General features: G+C 71.5%; 12 protein-coding genes. 2 read left to right on the top strand and 10 right to left on the bottom strand.

From position 1 onward, the window contains the following. Positions 1-131 precede the first annotated feature (131 nt). The 10 genes from ACX9TP_RS42945 to ACX9TP_RS42900 form a co-directional block, all read right to left on the bottom strand. Entirely contained in the window at positions 132-1,520 is a 1,389-nt protein-coding gene (locus ACX9TP_RS42945; RefSeq protein ID WP_482976486.1) for an ATP-binding protein, read from the bottom strand. A gap of 93 nt (positions 1,521-1,613) precedes the next feature. After that, positions 1,614-3,236, bottom strand: a complete 1,623-nt coding sequence (locus ACX9TP_RS42940) for a DUF6311 domain-containing protein (protein WP_482976485.1) — start codon at positions 3,234-3,236, stop codon at positions 1,614-1,616. 163 nt (positions 3,237-3,399) lie between these two features. After that, the gene (locus ACX9TP_RS42935) at positions 3,400-5,430 is read right to left on the bottom strand and encodes a DUF7151 family protein (protein ID WP_482976484.1); all 2,031 of its coding nucleotides are present in this window, start codon (positions 5,428-5,430) and stop codon (positions 3,400-3,402) included. 40 nt (positions 5,431-5,470) lie between these two features. Continuing rightward, positions 5,471-7,498, bottom strand: coding sequence for a DUF7151 family protein (locus ACX9TP_RS42930; RefSeq protein ID WP_482976483.1), 2,028 nt, complete (start codon positions 7,496-7,498; stop codon positions 5,471-5,473). 55 nt (positions 7,499-7,553) lie between these two features. Then, positions 7,554-9,581, bottom strand: a complete 2,028-nt coding sequence (locus tag ACX9TP_RS42925; RefSeq protein ID WP_482976482.1) for a DUF7151 family protein — start codon at positions 9,579-9,581, stop codon at positions 7,554-7,556. Positions 9,582-9,615: 34 nt separating this feature from the next. Further along, complete coding sequence (locus ACX9TP_RS42920) at positions 9,616-11,334, bottom strand: caspase family protein (protein ID WP_482976481.1); 1,719 nt, start codon at positions 11,332-11,334, stop codon at positions 9,616-9,618. Continuing rightward, positions 11,331-12,083 carry a hypothetical protein gene (locus tag ACX9TP_RS42915; RefSeq protein WP_482976480.1) on the bottom strand — a complete coding sequence of 251 codons (753 nt, stop codon included), beginning with the start codon at positions 12,081-12,083 and terminating at the stop codon, positions 11,331-11,333. The genes ACX9TP_RS42920 and ACX9TP_RS42915 overlap by 4 nt, the downstream gene beginning before the upstream one ends. Beyond that, positions 12,080-12,772: an RNA polymerase sigma factor gene (locus tag ACX9TP_RS42910; protein WP_482976479.1), complete on the bottom strand. Its 693-nt coding sequence runs from the start codon at positions 12,770-12,772 to the stop codon at positions 12,080-12,082. The genes ACX9TP_RS42915 and ACX9TP_RS42910 overlap by 4 nt, the downstream gene beginning before the upstream one ends. 419 nt (positions 12,773-13,191) lie before the next feature. Beyond that, positions 13,192-13,809 carry a hypothetical protein gene (locus ACX9TP_RS42905; RefSeq protein WP_482976478.1) on the bottom strand — a complete coding sequence of 206 codons (618 nt, stop codon included), beginning with the start codon at positions 13,807-13,809 and terminating at the stop codon, positions 13,192-13,194. A gap of 114 nt (positions 13,810-13,923) precedes the next feature. Then, complete coding sequence (locus ACX9TP_RS42900) at positions 13,924-16,233, bottom strand: lamin tail domain-containing protein (protein ID WP_482976477.1); 2,310 nt, start codon at positions 16,231-16,233, stop codon at positions 13,924-13,926. A gap of 242 nt (positions 16,234-16,475) precedes the next feature. Between ACX9TP_RS42900 and ACX9TP_RS42895 the strand changes: the two genes are divergently transcribed. Continuing rightward, positions 16,476-16,979: a transcriptional regulator gene (locus ACX9TP_RS42895; RefSeq protein ID WP_482976476.1), complete on the top strand. Its 504-nt coding sequence runs from the start codon at positions 16,476-16,478 to the stop codon at positions 16,977-16,979. Positions 16,980-17,074: 95 nt separating this feature from the next. After that, positions 17,075-17,950 (top strand): nucleotide exchange factor GrpE, encoded by an 876-nt coding sequence (gene grpE, locus ACX9TP_RS42890; protein ID WP_482976475.1) that lies wholly within the window; start codon positions 17,075-17,077, stop codon positions 17,948-17,950. The last annotated feature ends 2 nt before the right edge of the window (positions 17,951-17,952 follow it).

Here is a 17,952-nt window from a genome sequence, read left to right as displayed (position 1 = left end):
CGGGCCATCCGCCCACGGGCCGTGCGTGAAGCGGGTGACGCTCCCACTCCGCTGGCACGCCCCATTCGTCTGCGGTTGGATGTCGCGCCCGTGCGCCGCCGGACATCCGGACACCTGTCCCGGGTTCCCCTCTACACGGGGAGGCGCACCTGGACGCGGGTTCCGCCGGGCTCGGACAGGACGCGGAGGTCTCCGCCGTGCCGCTCGACGACGCGGCGGCAGACGTCCAGCCCCAGGCCCGCCGCGTGCGGCTTCGTGCTGAAGAAGGGCTCGAAGATGCGCGGCATCAAGTCCTTGGGAATGCCCGGCCCGTCGTCCGACACCTCCACCACCGCGCGGCCCTGCTCCGCCCACGTGCGCAGCCGCAGGCGGCCGCCGCGCTCGCCCAGCGCCTGCAGCGCGTTGAGCACCAATTGCGTCCACACCTCCTCGAGCGCGCCGTCCTCCGCCTTCAGCCGCGGCAGGCTCCGCTCGTACTGGCGCTCCACGGTGATGCGGCCGTCGGACAGGCGGTGGCCCAGCACCGACAGCGCGCGCTCCAGGCCCTCGTGCAGGTCCACGTCCTGCGCCGGCATCGGGTCCAGGAAGCTGTAGGCCTTCATCGCCTCCACCAGCGTGGACACGCGCGCCGTGCCGCGCTCCACCTCGGCCAGCAGCACGTCGCACGTCACCGCGGCCACCAGCCACGCGAGCACGTCCCCCAGCAGCCCCTCGCCCACGCGCGTCGACACCGACTCCAGCCACGCCACGTCCAGTCCGGAGGCCACCAGCACGGGCGCCGCCTCCCACGCCTCTGCCACGCCGCGCGCCTCCAGCCAGCTGCCCAGGGCCTCCTCGCGCTCGGCGCGCGCCACCGGCTCCAGCAGCGGGGACATCCTGCCGCGCTCGGCCGCCTCGCGCGGCAGGGCGAGCAGGGCCCCGCGCTGCGCCGGGGACAGCCCGTGCTCGCCGAGCGCCATGGCCCGCGCCGACACGGCCTTCAGCGTCTCGCGCAGCCGCGCAGCGCTCCGTCGTGACGACGCGGCGGGGTTGTCCAGCTCTCCCGCCACCCCCGCCGCCAGCTGCCCGGCGGACAGCAGCTCCGGCTGCTGCCGGGAGCCCGTCTCGTGGGGCTGCGAGCGCTGCGAGGCCAGCTCCATCAGCCCGCGCATCAGCACCGGCGCCACCCGCAGCAATTCCCAGAAGGTGGCGGGCTCCAGGCGGAACAGGCGCACGTCCGTCACCGCGCGGCCGGTGGTGGGGTGGGGCGAGTTCAGGAAGAGGATGAGCTCGCCGAAGAGGTCGCCCGCCTCCAGCGTGGCGGCGTGCACCTCCTGCGCGCCCACGCGGCGCGTCCACTCCGTGCGGCCCTCCAGGATGACGGACAGCCCGTCCGCCGGGTCTCCCTGCGCTGCGATGCGCATGCCCGCCGCGAAGTGGAGCTGCCGGCCGTGGCCGGCCATCCACCGGAGCTGCTCGTCGGTGAGCCGGGAGAACAGCGACACCCGGCGCAGCGCTGTGACGATGTCCTCGCTTCCCATACGTCTCCGATGCTGCCTTTCCCTGAGAGGGTGTCCATCTCCTGACCACCGGCCGTGTCCGGACGGCGGGAGGAGCGCCCGTCCGCCCGGTGACTACCGCAACGGCTGGCGCTCCAGCGCCCGTGCGAAGGCATCCGTCCGCTGCCCCGCCACGCACACCGGCAGCCCCTCCAGCACGCCGCAGCGGGCGCCCTGCCGGAGGAAGTCCCCGAGCGCCGCGGGCGCCACCACGTAGGCCGTGTCCGCGTCCACGCCGCCGGGGCGCAGCGGCGCCTGGCACTCCCGGGCCAGCTCCGGCGGCGTGCGTGACGCGTAGCCGCTGTTGAAGGTGAGTCCCAGTCGATAGGCCGTATAGCCGAGTGCGTTCACCACCGGCTCGTCATAGCGGCAGACCCACTGGACGTGCGGAGGAAAGAGGGCGAGGTGCTGGTAGGCGCCGCGCAATTGCGCCCACTCGGGGGCCTGGAGGCGGCGGAAGTTGCCGGGCCGGTGCAGCGGGCTGCGCTCCGCGCGCCAGTCATACGCCTGCACCGCGACGGCCAGCACCAGCGCCGCCGTGCCCACCCAGGGCCGCGTCCGCCACAGCCGCAGCCACAGCAGCACCGCGCAGGCCACCAGCAGGTAGCTCAGCGGCCACACGAAGCGCCCCGACGAGCGGAACGCCGACGTCAGCCGCGACAGCGGCGCGTACAGCGCCCCCAGGTCCACCACCTGCCGCCCCATCCACGTCACGCGCCAGGACAGCGCGTAGACGGCCATCAGCAGCACCGTCACCGCCACCGGCGCGCCGCGGCGCCACGGCACGCCGCGCAGCGTGGGGAAGCGGAACACGGTGGCGAGCAGGGCCAGGGCGAGCAGCAGCAGCGCGCCGGCCCCGACGTAGCCGAAGCCCTCGCCCTGCCGCGGCGCCGCGTTCAGCGAGGGCAGCAGCCGCGACCAGCCCATGGGGTTGAACAGCGTGGCCAGGTCCGCGGAGAAGTCACCGAAGCCCTCCGCGCCCAGCCCGCTGCCGCCGAAGTAGCCGAAGAGGGCGAAGACGCCCACGTCCAGCACGAGGAAGCCCACCGCGGCCGCCACCGCCGCGCCCCACCCCAGCACCCGGCCGAGCGCGAGCCGCACCGCCAGCGCCACCGCGAGCGGCGCGAGCATGGCCACGAGGTACGGGTGCGTGCCCGCGCCCACCGCGTTGAAGAGGGCGGCCAGGGCCAGGGCCTGCCTCGCGGCGCGGGCATCCGGCGTGTCGCGCAGGTGCAGCCAGAGCATGGCCACCAGCAGCCAGTGCGCGCACAGCGTGGGGTGGCCGAAGCGCGCCGCCATGGGCGGGGCCAGGGCCAGCAGCAGGCCGCCCAGCACCTGGTGCAGGGGGCGCGTGGACACCAGCGCCACCAACTTCGCGCCGAAGTACCCCATCAGCACGAAGCACAGCCCCAGCCACGCGCCGGTGTACTGGAAGTCCGCGGGCAGCAGCGCGCTGAAGGGCTTGAGCAGCACCGCCACCAGCGGGTTGCCGTCCGTGAGCGCCACGGAGGTGCCGTAGGGGTAGAGCTGGTTGGGCGAGGACGACAGCGGCAGGCCCCATGGGGCGTTGCGGTAGAAGAGCCAGCCGAAGATGTGGCCTGCCCAGTCCTCGCGCATCATCCAGTCGATGCGCGTGGGCGGCAGCACGTTGCCCCCGCCCAGCCACAGGAACCAGCCCAGCCCGCCGAGGGCGGCCACCCAGGGCGCCCATCGGCTCGCGGGAGTGGGGAGTGGGGAAGGCGGCGCGAGCGCGGGCGGGGAGGGCTCCATCAACGCCGGCGGACTCGGGTTCGACATGGCGGCCTTGGCACGGGCGGCACTGTAGGGCCGTGCTTCCGGCACGGGCAAGCGCCGTGCGGGCCTACGGGCCGCAAGCCGTGTCGGCGTTGCGCGCGATTTCGAACTCGCTCTCCGGGCCGGTGTAGACCTCCGTCGCGAGCGACGTGGCGAGGCACCCGGGGAGCTTCGGGTTGTCCGTGATGCGGAAGCCCTCGGTCACCTGTGCCAGCCAATCCAGATCCAGCCGGACGAGCTGGGGGTGGTCCTGCACGTGCAGCGTGCCCACCTCGCGCAGGCCGCCCAGGCCCGCCAGGCTCGTCAGGGCGCTGTTGTTCATCATCCAGAGATTCGGCAGGTGCCGCAGCTTGCTGAAGCCGGAGAGGTCCGACAGCAGCGCGTTCGAATTGAGGCTGAGCCCCCCGCCCAGGTGGATGAGGCGGGGCATGCCCGACACGCCCAGCAACTTGTCGTTCTTGTTGAGGGTGAAGATGCTGTCCACCGACTCCAGGGATGGCATGGGCCCCACCGTCTCGAGCTGGTAGTTCCAGTGGATGCCGATGTTGCCGGCGTGCACGAGCGCGGGCAGCTCCAGCGTGTGCATGCTGTTGTTCTCGCTCGCTTCGAACCTGCCGCCGACGCGCTCCAGGCTGGACAGCGCCGAGATGCCCAGCAGGGCGTCGTTGTCCATGATGAGGAGATCCGAGGCAACGGTCTTCAGGTGCTCCAGCCCCGCGAGCGAGCTGAGCGCGGCGTTGTTGAAGACGTTGACACGGCCCCCCACCCGCTCGAGGTTGCTGAAGGCGCTCAGCACTTCCATGCGAGGGTTCGCCTGGATTTCCAGGTCGCCTGACAGCTCCACGAGGTAGCGCAGCTCGCCCCCGCCCCCGAGTAGCGCGTTGCGCGCCACCGTGACGGTCCGATGCGGGAGTACGGCGGCCAGGCCGAACAGCGTCGTCAGCCGGGCATTGGTGTCCAGCGTCAGGTCGGTGCCAATCCGCAGCACGTGCTCCGGAATGGGGCCGGGCGGGCCGAGGACGAGCACCTCGAGGTTGTCGTTGTAGGCGACGACGACGGCCTCACTCACGGAGCGCAGGCCGAACAGCTTCAGCAGGGAGAGTGACGGGTTGCGGGTGATGTTCAGCGAGCCCTCCACCGACACGAGCCCGGGCAGCTCCACCTGCGTGAGGTCCGAGTCGGTGATGTCGAGCCCGCCCTTGATGTGGGAGATGCCCTGGAGCGCCGCGAGGTCCGCCGCGTCCCGCACCTGGTACGTCCCCTCGTAGGTGGCCGTGGGCTGGCACACGTACGCGGTGACGAGCACCTCGTTGGGCGACAGCTTCGCGTCCTCGTTCACGTCCAGGCCGGCCCCCACCGAGGTGCCTCCCATGGGACACCGCAAGCCCGCGGGCTCGGGCCGCTGGAGCAGGAGCACCGCTTCGGGCGCCATGCACATGCGCAGGGAGGTCCGCGCCTCCGCGTCGTCGAACACCCCATCTTCATCCAGGTCCACGCCCGCCTCGAGGAGCGCGCCGGGCTGCCTGCACCCGGGAGGGGGCACGGCCAGGGGAAGCACCCGCGCGAGCACCGGCGCCGGCTCCATGCAGCCGTACACCTCGCGGGAAATCTCCAGGTCGTCCAGCAACCCGTTCCCATCCAGGTCGCGCCCGGCGTGGGAGACCTGGCCGCCATGGGGGCACTTCTCCCCGGGCGGCACCTGCCGCGTGCGCACCAGCACGTCCGGGACGGCCGTGGCGCAGACATACTCGGTGGCCGTCACCTCGCCGTCGTCGAGCTGCCCGTCCGCGTCCGTGTCCGGGCCGGTGCGCACCGCCCTCCCGCCGTGCTCGCAGTGGGTGCCCGCCGGCTCCGGCTGGCTGTACACGAGCACCGTGGTGCAGGCGTACTCGGTGTTCGTCACCTCGCCGTCGTCGAGCACGCCGTCGTCGTCGAGGTCCAGGCCGGAGAGCACCGCCTGACCGCCATGGGGGCAGTGCGCGCCCGGAGGCTCCGGGGTGACGCGCGTGCGCGCCGCGTGCGGGGGGATGATTTTCCCCAGGTCGATGCCGTCACAGCCCGCCACCAGCGCGAGCACCACCAGCCATGTCGAGCGCATCGTCCAGGTCCTTCCCGGGCCGCCGTGGCCCATCCCACCGTCAATTGCCGCAGGTGGCCGTGTCGTCATTGTCGGTGATGCGCCGCTGGGCCGGATTGCCCGTGTACACCGCCGTCGCGAGTGCGTTGACCAGGCAGGTGGGCAGCTTCGGGTTGTGGGTGACGAAGAACTGCTGCGACACCTTCTGCAGCGCGCCCAGGTCGAATCGGGTCAGGTTCGGGTTCTCCATCAGGTTCAGCTCCAGCACCTCGCGCAGGTCCGCCAGGGCCCCCAGGCTCGTCAGCGCGGGGCTGCGCTGCACCTTCAGGCTCTCCAGGCGCGTCATCCGCGCGAGCGGCGACAGCTCGGTCAGCAGCGGGTTGTCGAGGAGGGTCAGCTGAGAGATGTACAGCAGTCTGTCCAGGTTGCGCAGGCCACGCAGCTTCGGGTTCGTGTTGAACTCGAACTGGTAGTCGACGGAGCGCAGGGCGGGCATGTCGCCCATCCACTCCAGCTGGGGGTTTTCGAGGAAGACGAACCCGCCCACCTGGGCGAGCCCCGACAGGCCCTCCGTGGTGCGCAGCGAGTCGTTGCGGCCGACACTGACACTTCCGCTGATGGTCTGCAGCGAGGGCATCCCCGACAGGTCCTGGAGCAGGTCATTGTCAATCACCCACAGGTCCATGCCGATGAACATCAGGCGCGTGCCCGACAGGTCCCGCAGGGCCTTGTTGCCGTAGATCTGCACGCTGCCGCCCACGTGCTTCAGGTTGGGGAAGGGGAGCGCCTGCATCAAGGGATTGTTCGCGACGATGAGGTAGCCCGTGAGCCACTCGATGTTGTCGAAGCCGTCCCGGCCCTGCTCGACGGCCAGCGCGTCGTTCTCCTGCAGGGCCAGGCCCACTCGCGGGATGACAGTGCGCAGCCCGGCCAGGCTCGTGAGTCGCGTGTTGGCGCGGATGTTCAGGAATCCCTCCACTCGCAGCTTCGCGCCCCAGGCGCCGCCGAGCACCAGGGTCTCCAGCAGCGGGTGTGAGGACACGTGCACGTCGTACTCGACGAAGCGCAGGCCCGGCAGCTCCAGGCGCGTCAGGAGGTTGTTGCCATCGACGGACACCTGGCCGTCGACCACCGACAGGCCCGGGAGCACCACCTCGGTCAGCTGCGTGCCCTGGATGATGAGGTGGCCCTTGAGATGGGAGATGCCCTGGAGCGCCGCGAGGTCCGCCGCGGTCTTCACCTCGTAGTTCCCGGAGTACGTGCCCAGCGGCTGGCACACGAAGGTCTCCGAGGTGACCTCCAGGTCGACCAGCTCGCCGTCGTGATTCACGTCCTCACCGGCCTGCACCCGCGTGCCGCCCGCGGGGCACGGCGTGCCCGGGGGCTCCTCGCGCAGCTTCACCGCCACCCGGGCGACGTCCAGGCAGAGCGTCATCCAGGTCTGGCTCTCTCCATCGTCCAGCTCGCCATCCTGGTCCGAGTCCAGCCCTGCCTCCACAGACGAAATCGCCCCTTCGCAGAGGAAGGGCGGCGGCTCGAATTCGCGGACGCGGGCAAGCACCATCTCCGGCCGCGTGCAGCCATACACCTCGCGGGTGACCTCGTCGTCCTCCAGCTCGCCGTTGCCGTTGGCGTCGTACCCGGCGCGCGACACCTGGCCGCCATTCGGGCACTGCGCTCCGGGCCGCACCGCCTGCATGCGCATCAGCACGTCCGGGCTGGATGTGGCGCAGAGGTACTCGGTGGCCGTGACTTCGGCGGCGTCGAGCGCGCCGTCGCCGTCCACGTCCACGCCCGTCTCCACCACCTGCCCACCCAGCGCGCAGTTCGTCCCGGCCGGCTCCGGCGCCTTGCGCGTCAGCGCCGTGGCGCAGGCGTACACGGTGTGCCGCTCCTCGCCCTCGTCGAGCACGCCATTGTCGTTCAGGTCCGGGCCGGACAGCACCGCGCTGCCGCCGTGCGGGCAGTGGTCGCCGGCAGGTTCCGCGGCCACGCGGACGAGCGTCTCGTGCTGCTTCACCAGCTCACCCAGCTGGATGCCGTCGCAGCCGGCCACCAACGCGAGCACTGCTGTCCAGGTCCATCGCATCGGTGCTTCTCCATCGCGCTCCGGGCCGGCGCCGCCGCCGTGTCCGGAGAAGCGCTCAGTCGCAGGTGGCCGTGGAATCGTTGCCGGTGATTTGCGGCGCGCCCCCGCCGCCCTTGTACGCAAGCGTCGCGAGCGAGGTGGCCAGGCACGTGGGCAGCTTCGGGTTGTCCAGGATGGTGAAGAACATGTCCACGCGCTGCAGGCCGCTCAAATCCAGCCGGGTGAGGTTGAGGTTCTCGACGATGCTCAGCTGCCCCAGCGCGCGCAGGTGTCCCAGGTCGGCCAGGGTCGTCAGGCCGTTGCTGAACTCCACGCTCAGCGCGCGCACCGACTCCAGCTGCTCCAGGCCCTTCAGGTGCGTCAGCAGCGGGTTGTGGCCGACGAACAGGCTGTCCAGGCTGCGCAGCTGGAAGGTGCCCAGGGAGGTGAGCTTCGCGTTCTCACTGACGCTGAGGTAGCCCGCGAAGCGCAGCTCGGGGAACGCGGACACGGTCTCCAGCAGGGGATTGCGGGCCACGTGGAGTCCCCCCACCCGGTTCAGCAGCTCCATTCCCGCCGTGGACAGCAGGCCGTCGTTCTCCACCACCTTCAGGGGGCCCGTGACGGCCTCGAGGGTCGGCATGCCGCTCAGGTCGGTCAGCGCGGCGTTCCGGGAGATGTCGAGCTCGTCGCCGATGGCCATCAGCGACGGGCACGTCAGGTTCGGCAGCACCTTGTTGGTGTCGATGACGAAGCTGCCACCCACCCGCCTCAGGTTGGGGAAGGGCAGGCTCATCAGTGAGTCGTTTTCACCGATGAAGATGGAGCCCTTGAGCTCATAGAGCTCATCGAAGGTTCCCGACGTCCAGAGCGCATCGTTGTCGTAGATGCTGATGTTGCGACCGGGGACCAGGCTCCTCAGCCCGAACAGAGTGGGAAGGCGGGCATTGCTCTCCACGTACAGGTCGCCCGCGACCCAGAGCGGATTGCCCGAGCCCATCTGGTTTCCGAGCTTGAGCGTTTCCAGCACCGGGTTGTCGCTGATGAGCACGTCCTGCGCCACGAAGCGCAGGCCGGTCAGCTCCAGGCGGGTCATCAACCCGTTGTTCTGGACGAAGAGCTGGCCCTCCACCGACTGGAGGCCGGGGAGTACCACCTCGGTGGCGTTGGAGATGTCGATGCGGAGGGAGCCCCGGACGCGGCCGATGCCCTGGAGCGCCGCGACGTCCGCCGCGCTCTTCACCTCGTAGGTGCCGTCATACGTGCGCGCCGGATGGCACACGAAGGTGTTGGAGGTGACCTCCGCGTCTTCGAGCGTCCCGTCGCCGTCCTCATCCTGGCCCACCTCCACGCGCGTCCCTCCGGCGGCGCATACCTCGCCGAGGGGCTCCGGGCGCTGCCGGACGCGGACCTGGGCAGGCTCCAGGCAGGAAACGACCGAGGCCCGGCGCTCGTCGTCGTCGAGCAGGCCGTCGCGGTCCAGGTCCACGCCCGCCTCCACCAGCGTGCCCTCGGGGAAGCAGGGCGACAGATGCGTGGGGGCCAGGCTCATGCGGGTGACGACGGTGTCCGGCTGCGTGCAGCCATACACCTCGCTGGTGACCTCGTCGGCCTCCAGCTCGCCGTTGTCGTTGGCGTCGTAGCCGGCGCGAGACACCTGGCCGCCCAGGACGCACCGCTCCCCAGGAGGGACGGCCTGGGCGCGCATCAGCACGCGCGGGATGGTGGTGGCGCAGAGGTACTCGGTGGCCGTGACTTCCGCGTCCTCGAGCGTGCCGCTGCCGTCCACGTCCAGGCCCGTCTCCACCGCCTGGCCGCCCTTCAGGCAGTGCGTGCCCGCCGGCTCCTCGCGCCTGCGCGTCAGCGCGCTCGGGGGCGCGTCATCACAGTCATACGTGGTGCTCTTCACCTCGTCGTCGGCCAGCACGCCGTTGTCGTCCAGGTCCAGGCCCGTCAGCACCGCGCTGCCGCCGTGCTCGCAGTGGACGCCCGCCGGCTCCTCGAGGATGAGGGTGAGCGGGTCGTGCTGCTTCACGAGCCGCTCCAGGTCGATGGCGTCACAGCCCGCCACCAGTGGGAGCACCGCCATCCAGGTCCATCTCATGGCTACGTCCTTCAGGGGCCGGCCCATGGTGCCTTCAGCGCCGCAGCGCCAGCTCCACCCCGTAGGAGGGGTCCCAGTAGTCAGCCCCGTCCAGCGTGACGCGGTCCGCGGACAGCGTGGCCGCCAGCCGCAGCCGCAGCCCCGCCACCTTCGCCATCACCCCCGCGGCCGCGTGCGTGGTGAGCATCGCCGGGTCACCCATGCGCAGCGCGCCCTTCGTCACGCCCAGCATGCCCCAGCCGGCCCCCGCCTCCAGGAACAGCGGCGTGCGGTACAGCCCCTCGGTGCCCACCAGCCCCTGCACCGTGGCGCGGTGCAGGCGCATGCCGTCGCGCGCCACCGGCGTCAGCGTGTAGCTGCCGCGCACGCCGTAATAGAGGAAGGGCGCGAACTCGTTGCGCCACCCCACGCTGGGGCCCATGGCGAAGGTGCTCAACCCCAGCGGGGCCCGCAATGCAGTCAGGCCCAGGTCCCACCCGGTGGCCTTCGGAGAGCGCAGCAGCAGGTGCGGCAGCGAGCCTCCTTCCGCGGGCGGGAAGGCGCGGCCCAGGTCCACCGGCACCAGGCCGGCGGCGGCCACGTATTGCTCGTAGAAGCCCTTGTCCAGCGGCACCGCGAACAGGCCGCGCCGCAGCGCCTCCTCGGCGGGGCCGCGCTCCTGCAGCTCGCGCGAGGACATGTTCACCACCCCGGTGGACAGCTCCGCCAGGGTGACGCGCGCCTCCGCGGTGGGGGTGCGCACCCAGTACACGTCGCGCTCGGGCAGCCGCAGCAGCACGTACTGGTCTTCGGCGCGCCGCACGTCCGCCAGGCGCCGCCCGTCCGCGTCCTCCACGGAGATGCGCGAGTGCTCGAAGCCGGAGGGCAGGGTGAGGCTCGGGCCCCGCGGGGCCGGGCCCACCAGCGGGCGCCGGGGCTCGGCGCTGGGCGCGAAGGTGTGGATGGTGAGCCGCGCCGGCAGGCCCTTCACCGCCTGCAGCGACGCGGAGACGAAGGCGCCCAGCTCGCTGTACTCCACCCGCCCGTCGCCGTTGATGTCCGCCGCGCCGATGAGGCCGGAGCGCGCCACGTGGCTGAAGACGCCGGCGCGGATGCGGGACCACTCGTGCGTCTCGCCGTCGTCGCTCTCCGCGAAGAGGGCGCCCACGGTGGGCCGGGTGACCAGTTGCTCGCGCGCGAGCATGCCGCGCAACTCCGCCAGCACGGCCGCGTCGGTGCCGCCGCCGCGGCTGCCCACCACGCCCGAGGCGCGGCACGCGTCCACGATGAGGTGCACGTAGTCCGAGCCGAGCGGGTCCACCACGTCGGAGTAGAGGCTCGCCTTGTCCAGCCGTCCGCCCGCGAGGGTGAAGTAGGCGCGGCCCGCCTCGTCCGTGTTGCCGTGGCCCACGTAGACGACGAGGACATCCGTCTGCCGCCCCAGCTCGTCGTCGGCCAGGCTGGCCGCGCGCAGCCGGGCCACCTCGCGCTTCACCTCGTCCGGTGTGGGCGGACGGGCCCCGGCCAGCACGGGCCGGTTGCCCGCGCGTGTCGCGGCGTCCGCGTCCACCAGCAGCGTCGTCTCCACGCCCAGCCGCTGGAGCGTCTCCGCCCACAGCACGCCGTCGTCATCCGCGAAGCGCAAATCCGGCAGCGACGGGTCATCGCTCCCGTTGTGGGCGATGACCAGCGCGCGGCGCACCACCCCTTCCGCCGAGGCGCCACGGGCGAGCAGCAGCGCGACGGCCCCGAGGAGCAGTCCCAACTTTTTCATGGACCGTCCTCTACCCTGACCTCCTGCTTGAGCACCACGGACCCTTCGTGCTCCTCCCCACGAAGGGCCGCCAGGGCCGCGGCCGGGCGGTCCGCGAAGGCCGCCGTGACTTCCACCGCGCCCGCCTGCTGGGGCATGGGTACGGTCAGCTCCAGGGGACCTTCCTTGCCGGGAGCGCCGGACAGCGCGAAGGGGCCCGCCACGACTTCCGCCTTCTTCGGGCCGCGCACCTGCACGGCCACGTGGGTGTAGGGCGCGTTGCCACCGGCGGCGAAGGCCAGCATGGCGCCTGCCCGGCAGCTGTCACCCGCGTGCAGCTCGCGCATGGGCTGGCCGGCCGTCGCGCAGAAGATGCGCAGCGCCACGCCCGGGGGCGGCGTGCCCTCGCCGCGCGAGGTGAACTCGTGGGGCGCCGTGGCGGGCGGGGTCAGCACCACCGCCAGGAAGACGGCGGCCAGCGCGCCGCCGAGCACCGCCAGCGAGGGCCACCGCGACGGTGCCTCCTGGGGGGCCGCCGCGGCCAGGGCCGCCGCGAGTCCGGCGTCACCCAGTGCCTGCCGCTCCATGGAGGAGGGCAGGTCCACATCGCCCTCGAGCGCGCGGTGGGCCCGGGCCCACTGCTCATACCGGGGACCGCAGCGTGCGCAGGCATGAGCATGGCGCAGCAGGCGGGCGGACTCGTGGGCGGACAGCGCACCCAGCGACCAGCGCGTCAGACTGGCGTCGATGTGTCTTTCGTACCACCTCATGAGGGCATGCTCCCTATCGCGCACAGGGCGAGCGAGGCCAGGAGGACTCCCAGCTCCATCCGCCCGGGCTCGGCCGCTGCTTCCAGCCAGCCCGAGGCCTTCAGATGCACCGTGAACTGCGTCCGCAGCCGCTTCTCGCGCACCCGGACTTCTCCCCGGGTGAGCTTCAGTTGCTCGGCGGCGGATTCCTGCGACAGCCCTTCCACGAAGCGCAGCTGCGCCAGCGAGCGCTCCTCTTCCGACAGTGCGTCCAGGAAGCGGCGCACCAGCGCGCGGACCTCGGTGCCCAGCGCCTCCTCCTCCGGGCTGCGGCTCTCGGTGGGCAGGTGGCTGAGCTCCGGCGCGTCGTCCATGGGGATGGCCTCGCGCGCCACGCGCCCCGACGCCCGCATCAGGTCGATGGCCGTCGAGCGCGCCACCGTCAGCAGGAAGCCGAGGTAGGGGCGCACCCCGTCGTAGGCCTGCCGCATGTTGGGGCGGAAGGCGCGCACGAAGGTCTCCTGGTGTGCCGCGTCCAGGTCCAGCGCGGACAGGGCCACCGTCCGCGTCCCCGCCTCACCACCCACCGCGAACTTGCGCGAGAGGTAGCGCAGGACCTCTGGCGAGTACGTCCGATAGACCTGGGTGAGCACGGCTGCGTCCCCCCGGCGGAACGCATCCAAGACGGACCTGTCGTTTCCTGGCAGCACGGAATCTCCGTCCCAACCGAGCCGGTGCGGGCTCCGTGCCCGTACCACCCGTCACCCTCACGAAAAGGGATACGGAGTGTGCTCGAAATCTGGGTCGTGCCTGGAACGACGAACGGCCGCTTTCTTGACGAAAGAGACTGAATTCGTTGCGCGGAGAAGGTTGTACGGTCTCAAACGACCCGCCCGGTGGGGTCCCTACTTCTGCACGTGCAGAAGTAGGGGGTGCTGCCGGTGGGTCCCTGCTTCTGCACGTGCAGAAGTAGGGGGTGCTGCCGGTGGGTCCCTGCTTCTGCACGTGCAGAAGCAGGGGGTGCTGCCCGGTGGGTCCCTACTTCTGCACGTGCAGAAGTAGGGGGTGCTGCCGGTGGGTCCTTGCTTCTGCACGTGCAGAAGCAGGGGGTGCTGCCGGTGGGTTCCGCTCAGGCGGGAATCAGCGGCCACCCCGGAAAGGTCGCCGCCCACGCCGCGCGCACCCGGGCGAGCAGGGCGCCCCGGGCGCCGTCCTCCATCCCCTGCAACTGCGCGGGGGTGGCCTCCCACCAGCAGGCGTTGAAGAGGACCGTGGCCGGACAGGCGTGGAGCAGCTCCTGGAGCCGGGCGTCCGACGCACCCGCTTGCTCGTGCAGGGCCCGGAGCTGCGATGCCAGCGGTCCCAACCGGGAGTCCACTCCCCGGTAGGCCGGGCCATACCAGGCCTCGGTGAAGCGCACCGGCCCCACGAGGTGGGCATTGAAGTCCGCCAGCTCCTCCGCCGGCACCCACAGCTCCTGGTGCCCTCGGCTGCCCACCGTGCGCACGGGGAAGCGGGCGGCGTACGCCGCGTCCACGTCGAAGGCCGTGACGAAGCCCACATGCCCCGAGCCCGCATCCGGCGCGTTCCAGTCTCGGGCAATCTGCCGCGCGTAGGCCGCGTTCATGACGGGGTAGAAGATGGGCTGGTCCGGCAGCCGAGGCGGGAAGCCCGCGCACTCGCTGGCCAGGACGAGCTCCGCCTCCTTCAGCCCCACCGGGCGATACAGCGTGAGCGTCTCCACCATGGCGTCCCCCTCCTTTATATGCGGGGTGGGCCCGGCCACTCTGGAAGGTGTCGCTGTCGCCGGGCTGGCCCGGGCGGACGGGGGCGGAGCGCGCCCCCTGACCGCGGCGCCGGCCTAGAACGCCGAGCCGTTGGCGCGCAGGCCGGGCGAGGCGGTGCGGTTGGCATTCAGGGCGTTGTGCAGCACCCAGCTGCCGCTGATGCTCGCGTCCGGGCTCCGGTTGTAGGAGACGCCCTGGTAGGTGTCGCGGTAGCTGGTGGTGTCCTGCACGGTGCCGTTCGGCAGGACGAGGTACACCACGTCCCCGCTGCCATCCACGTTGACGCCCCGGTTGAAGCGCAGTCCGGTGAGCACGCCCATGCTGTTCCTGCCATTGGCGTAGTCGGCATTCGTCATCCCCGAGGGGACGGCGGAAGGGCCTCCATAGACGACGTACGTCTTGCCCGGCTGAATCACCGTGCCGGAGGGGAAGATGTGCCGGGTGGCCTCCGTGCCGCTGTACGACTTGTCGTCGTGGAGCTTCCAGCCGCTCAGGTCCACCGCCGTGGCTCCGGTGTTGAGCAGCTCCACGAACATCTGGTCCCAATCCGGCTCGGACGACCCGACCGCGTTGTTCGGCTGGGGCAGGTACTCGTTGATGAAGACCTGCTGCGCGGCGTGGTTCAGCACGAAGGTGCTGTCGCTGGCGTCGAACACGGTCGCATCGCGCGTGTCACTCACCCGCACGCGGCTACCGCCGGACGCATCCGCGGGCACCGTCCACGTGTAGCTCCCGGAGGCGGCGGACACGGACGCGGCCAGGTCGCGCCAGGTGTTCCCATTGTCCACCGAGTACTGAATCTTCACCGTGTCCACGCCGCTCGCCGTCCAGGTGATGGCGTACTGGGTGCCGGCCAGGAGCGTCTCCCCGCCGTTGGGCGCGGTGACCTTCAGCAGGCGCCCGCCCTGCCCGAAGTCGTAGCGGCTGATGATGGGGTAGTGGTCGGACGTGGACGTGCCGTAGTTGGAGATGCCCGGCTGCAGCACCCGGGTGGAGTTGGCGACGTAGTTGGCGGCCAGCTCGTTGGTGACGAGCTGATGGTCGAGGAACGTGGTGCGGCCCACCGTGCTGCCCACGTTGGCCAGCGACAGGGCCTGGGTGACGAAGGTGTAGCGCTGCGGGTCGTTGACGAAGTTGCGGAAGGGGGTGTCGTACTTCTGCTGGGTGGCCGGGTTCGTCGTCGTGGACTTGTCCACGTCGTCATTCCAGTCGCCCACCACCAGGGCCCGCTGCGTGGGCAGCATGGTGTCCAGGTAGCCCTTGAGCCAGCCGGACGAGGCCTGGCGCCGCTCGTACTCCTCCGTGCCCGCGAGCGCCTTCAGGTGCACGACGAGGGCGGTGACGTCCACGGTGGAGCCGCCCCGGGTGACGCGCAGGTCCACCCGCAGCGGGGGCCGCCCGGCGAAGTCGAAGTCCTTGTCCGTCAGGACGACCTCCGCCCGCAGCACCTTCACCACGTCCGACTTGAAGAGCACGCCGAGCTTCTGCTCGCTGGCCGTGTAGGAGCCCGAGCCGGCGGACACGCGCGTGCTGTCGTCCGCGAGGAAGCCGTCGTACCCGGGCAGCCCCTTCTTCAGCTCATTGAACTGCGCCGTGCTGACGATTTCGCCCAGGCCCCAGAAGTCCACGCCCGCGTCGGCGAGCACGGCCTGGGCATTGGCCAGCTGCAGCGGGTCGTCCTCCGGGCCGTAGGTGGTGTCGCCGAACCACTCGATGTTCCAGTTGCCCACCGACAGCGGGAAGGTCGCCGGCAGCGGGCCGCCGTCGGTCTGCTCTCCCGGCGCGAGCACCTGCAGCCCGCGCCACGCCTCGGACGCCGCCCCGCTGGCGTCCTGCACGCGCAGGGTGAAGGCGTAGGCGCCGCTGCCCCGGGGCGTGCCGCTGATCACGCCTTCCGGGCTGAGCGACAGGCCCGACGGCAGCTGCCCGTCCACCACGGACCAGCGCAGCGGCGGCCGGCCGCCCGCGCAGACGAAGGTGTGCTCGTAGCTGCTGCCCACGGTGGCGGTCGGCGCGCTGTCCTCGCTCAGGTAGGGCGCCGGCCACACCTTCAGCGACCACGTGCGGGTGTCCTCGTTGCCAATCGCGTCCCGGACGCTCAGGGTGATGGCGAACTCGCCGGACTCACTGGCAGGGCCCGTCAGCTTCGCGTCGGTCGCGGAGAAGGAGAAGCCCGGCGGCGGCTGGCCCCCCACGTACGTATAGGTCAGCGGCGCCGCGCCCCCGGTGGCCGGGAACAGGAGCTCGTAGGGGACGCCCACCGTGGTGGGCGACGGCTCGATGGCGGGAAACCGTGGACCGTCCGTCGGGTCTCCACGACCCTCGGAACAGGCGCACAGCAGGACGAGGACGGCGAGCGTCCCGGCCAATCGGGCAGACGGCATGTCAGCGGGCTCCGGCGTGGGCTCCGGGCAGGGGACCCGAAACGCGCGAAACACTCTAGCGCCACCTTGCTCCCGCTTGCACGGGGCGCGTGACACCTGCCCGCGCCCCACGGCCCGCACGGAGGCAATCGGCGGGGCGCTCGTGCGTGATTCCAGAAAGCCCGGGAAGGTTTTGCGCCCCCAACGGGCGTGGAGTGCCATGATTCACAGGGGGGCCCCGCTGCCCCACGGAGGACACAGCAATGGCCGAGAAGTGGGACAAGCAGCTGATGGACTTCCTCAAGCGCACCGGTGACGAGCTCAAGCGCACCACCGATGACCTGCGCGGCGAGGCCCAGCGCCTCCTCAAGGAAGTGAAGGATCCGCAGAACCAGACCAAGGTGAAGGAGGGGCTGGAGCAGCTGCGCACCTGGGCCACCACCACCAGCAAGGTGGCGTCGGAGAAGATTGAGGGCGCCGTGCGCCAGGTCGAGGGCGCCGTGGAGCGCGCCTTCAAGCCCGAGGAGGGTGTGCCGCAGGCGCCGGCCCCGAAGGCCCGTCCTGCCTCCAGTGCCACGCCCGCCGCCGCCGCGCCCGTGGAAGCCCCGAAGCGCGAGGGCCGCGCCGCGAAGAAGGCCGCTCCCAAGTCCATCGGCCGCAAGAAGGCCGCCGCCAAGGGCGCGGGCAAGGGCACCACGGCCAGGAAGGGTGTCTCGACTTCCAAGAAGACGATTGGCCGGTCGAAGAAGCCCACCACAGGGGCGTGAAGTTCCGCTGCGCGTGAAGCCAGCCCGCTCGGACCCCGGGGCTGGGTTCTGCCAGTCGTTTCCCTGAGTTGGAACGGCCCCGGGCGCGTGACATAGTGCGCGCCGTGGCCGGCTCGAACGAGAAGGGCAGCATCCAGACGGACATCGGGCAGGACGTCATCGACGCGGCGGTCCGCAGTGTCGAGCGTCACATGGACGATGATGAAGAGGTGACGGTCATCGAGGTGGAGGCCCCCGGGGCACCCTCTGAGGACGTCGCCGACGCCTCCCCTGCCGAGGAGGGCGCCCCCGCCGCGGCGGCGACGCCCGAGGAGGTGGCCGCGCTGCGCCAGGAGGTGGAGTCGCTCAAGGCGCAGCTCGAGCTCAGCCAGGCCAAGGGCCGCGAGACGATGGAGCGCCTGCGCGAGACGCACGAGCGCACCAAGGAGGCGCAGGAGCGCACCCTGCGCGCCGCCGCGGACCTGGAGAACTACCGCAAGCGCGCGCAGAAGGAGAAGGAGGAGGTCCAGCGCTTCGGCTCGGAGAAGCTGCTCAAGGACCTGCTCCCCGTCCTGGACAACCTGGACCGCGCGCTCGACGCGGCGGCGAAGTCCCCGGACATCGACAGCTTCCAGAAGGGCGTGGCCATGACGCGCAAGTCCTTCGAGGACGCGCTCGGCCGCCACGGCGTGAAGGCCTTCAGCGCGAAGGGTCAGCCGTTCGACCCGCGCATGCACGAGGCGATTCAGCAGGTGGAGACGGCGGACGTGCCCGCGGGCCACGTGGCCCACGAGGTGGTGCGCGGCTTCTTCCTCAACGAGCGACTGGTGCGTCCGGCCATGGTCGTCGTCGCTCGCGCGCCCGTCGCCGTCGAGCCCGCCGCCGCGCCCGCCGCAGTCGAGTCCACGGAGGCCTCGCCGGCCTCCGCGTCCGCAGCCGAGGGGACCACCGTGCCCCCGCAGCCCGAAGATTCTTCCGGGGGGAGTCAGTAACC

Source organism: Pyxidicoccus sp. M15 (genome assembly GCF_056858435.1).
The sequence above is the reverse complement of the archived record's forward strand: the minus strand, read 5'-3'. Positions and strand labels throughout refer to the sequence as shown.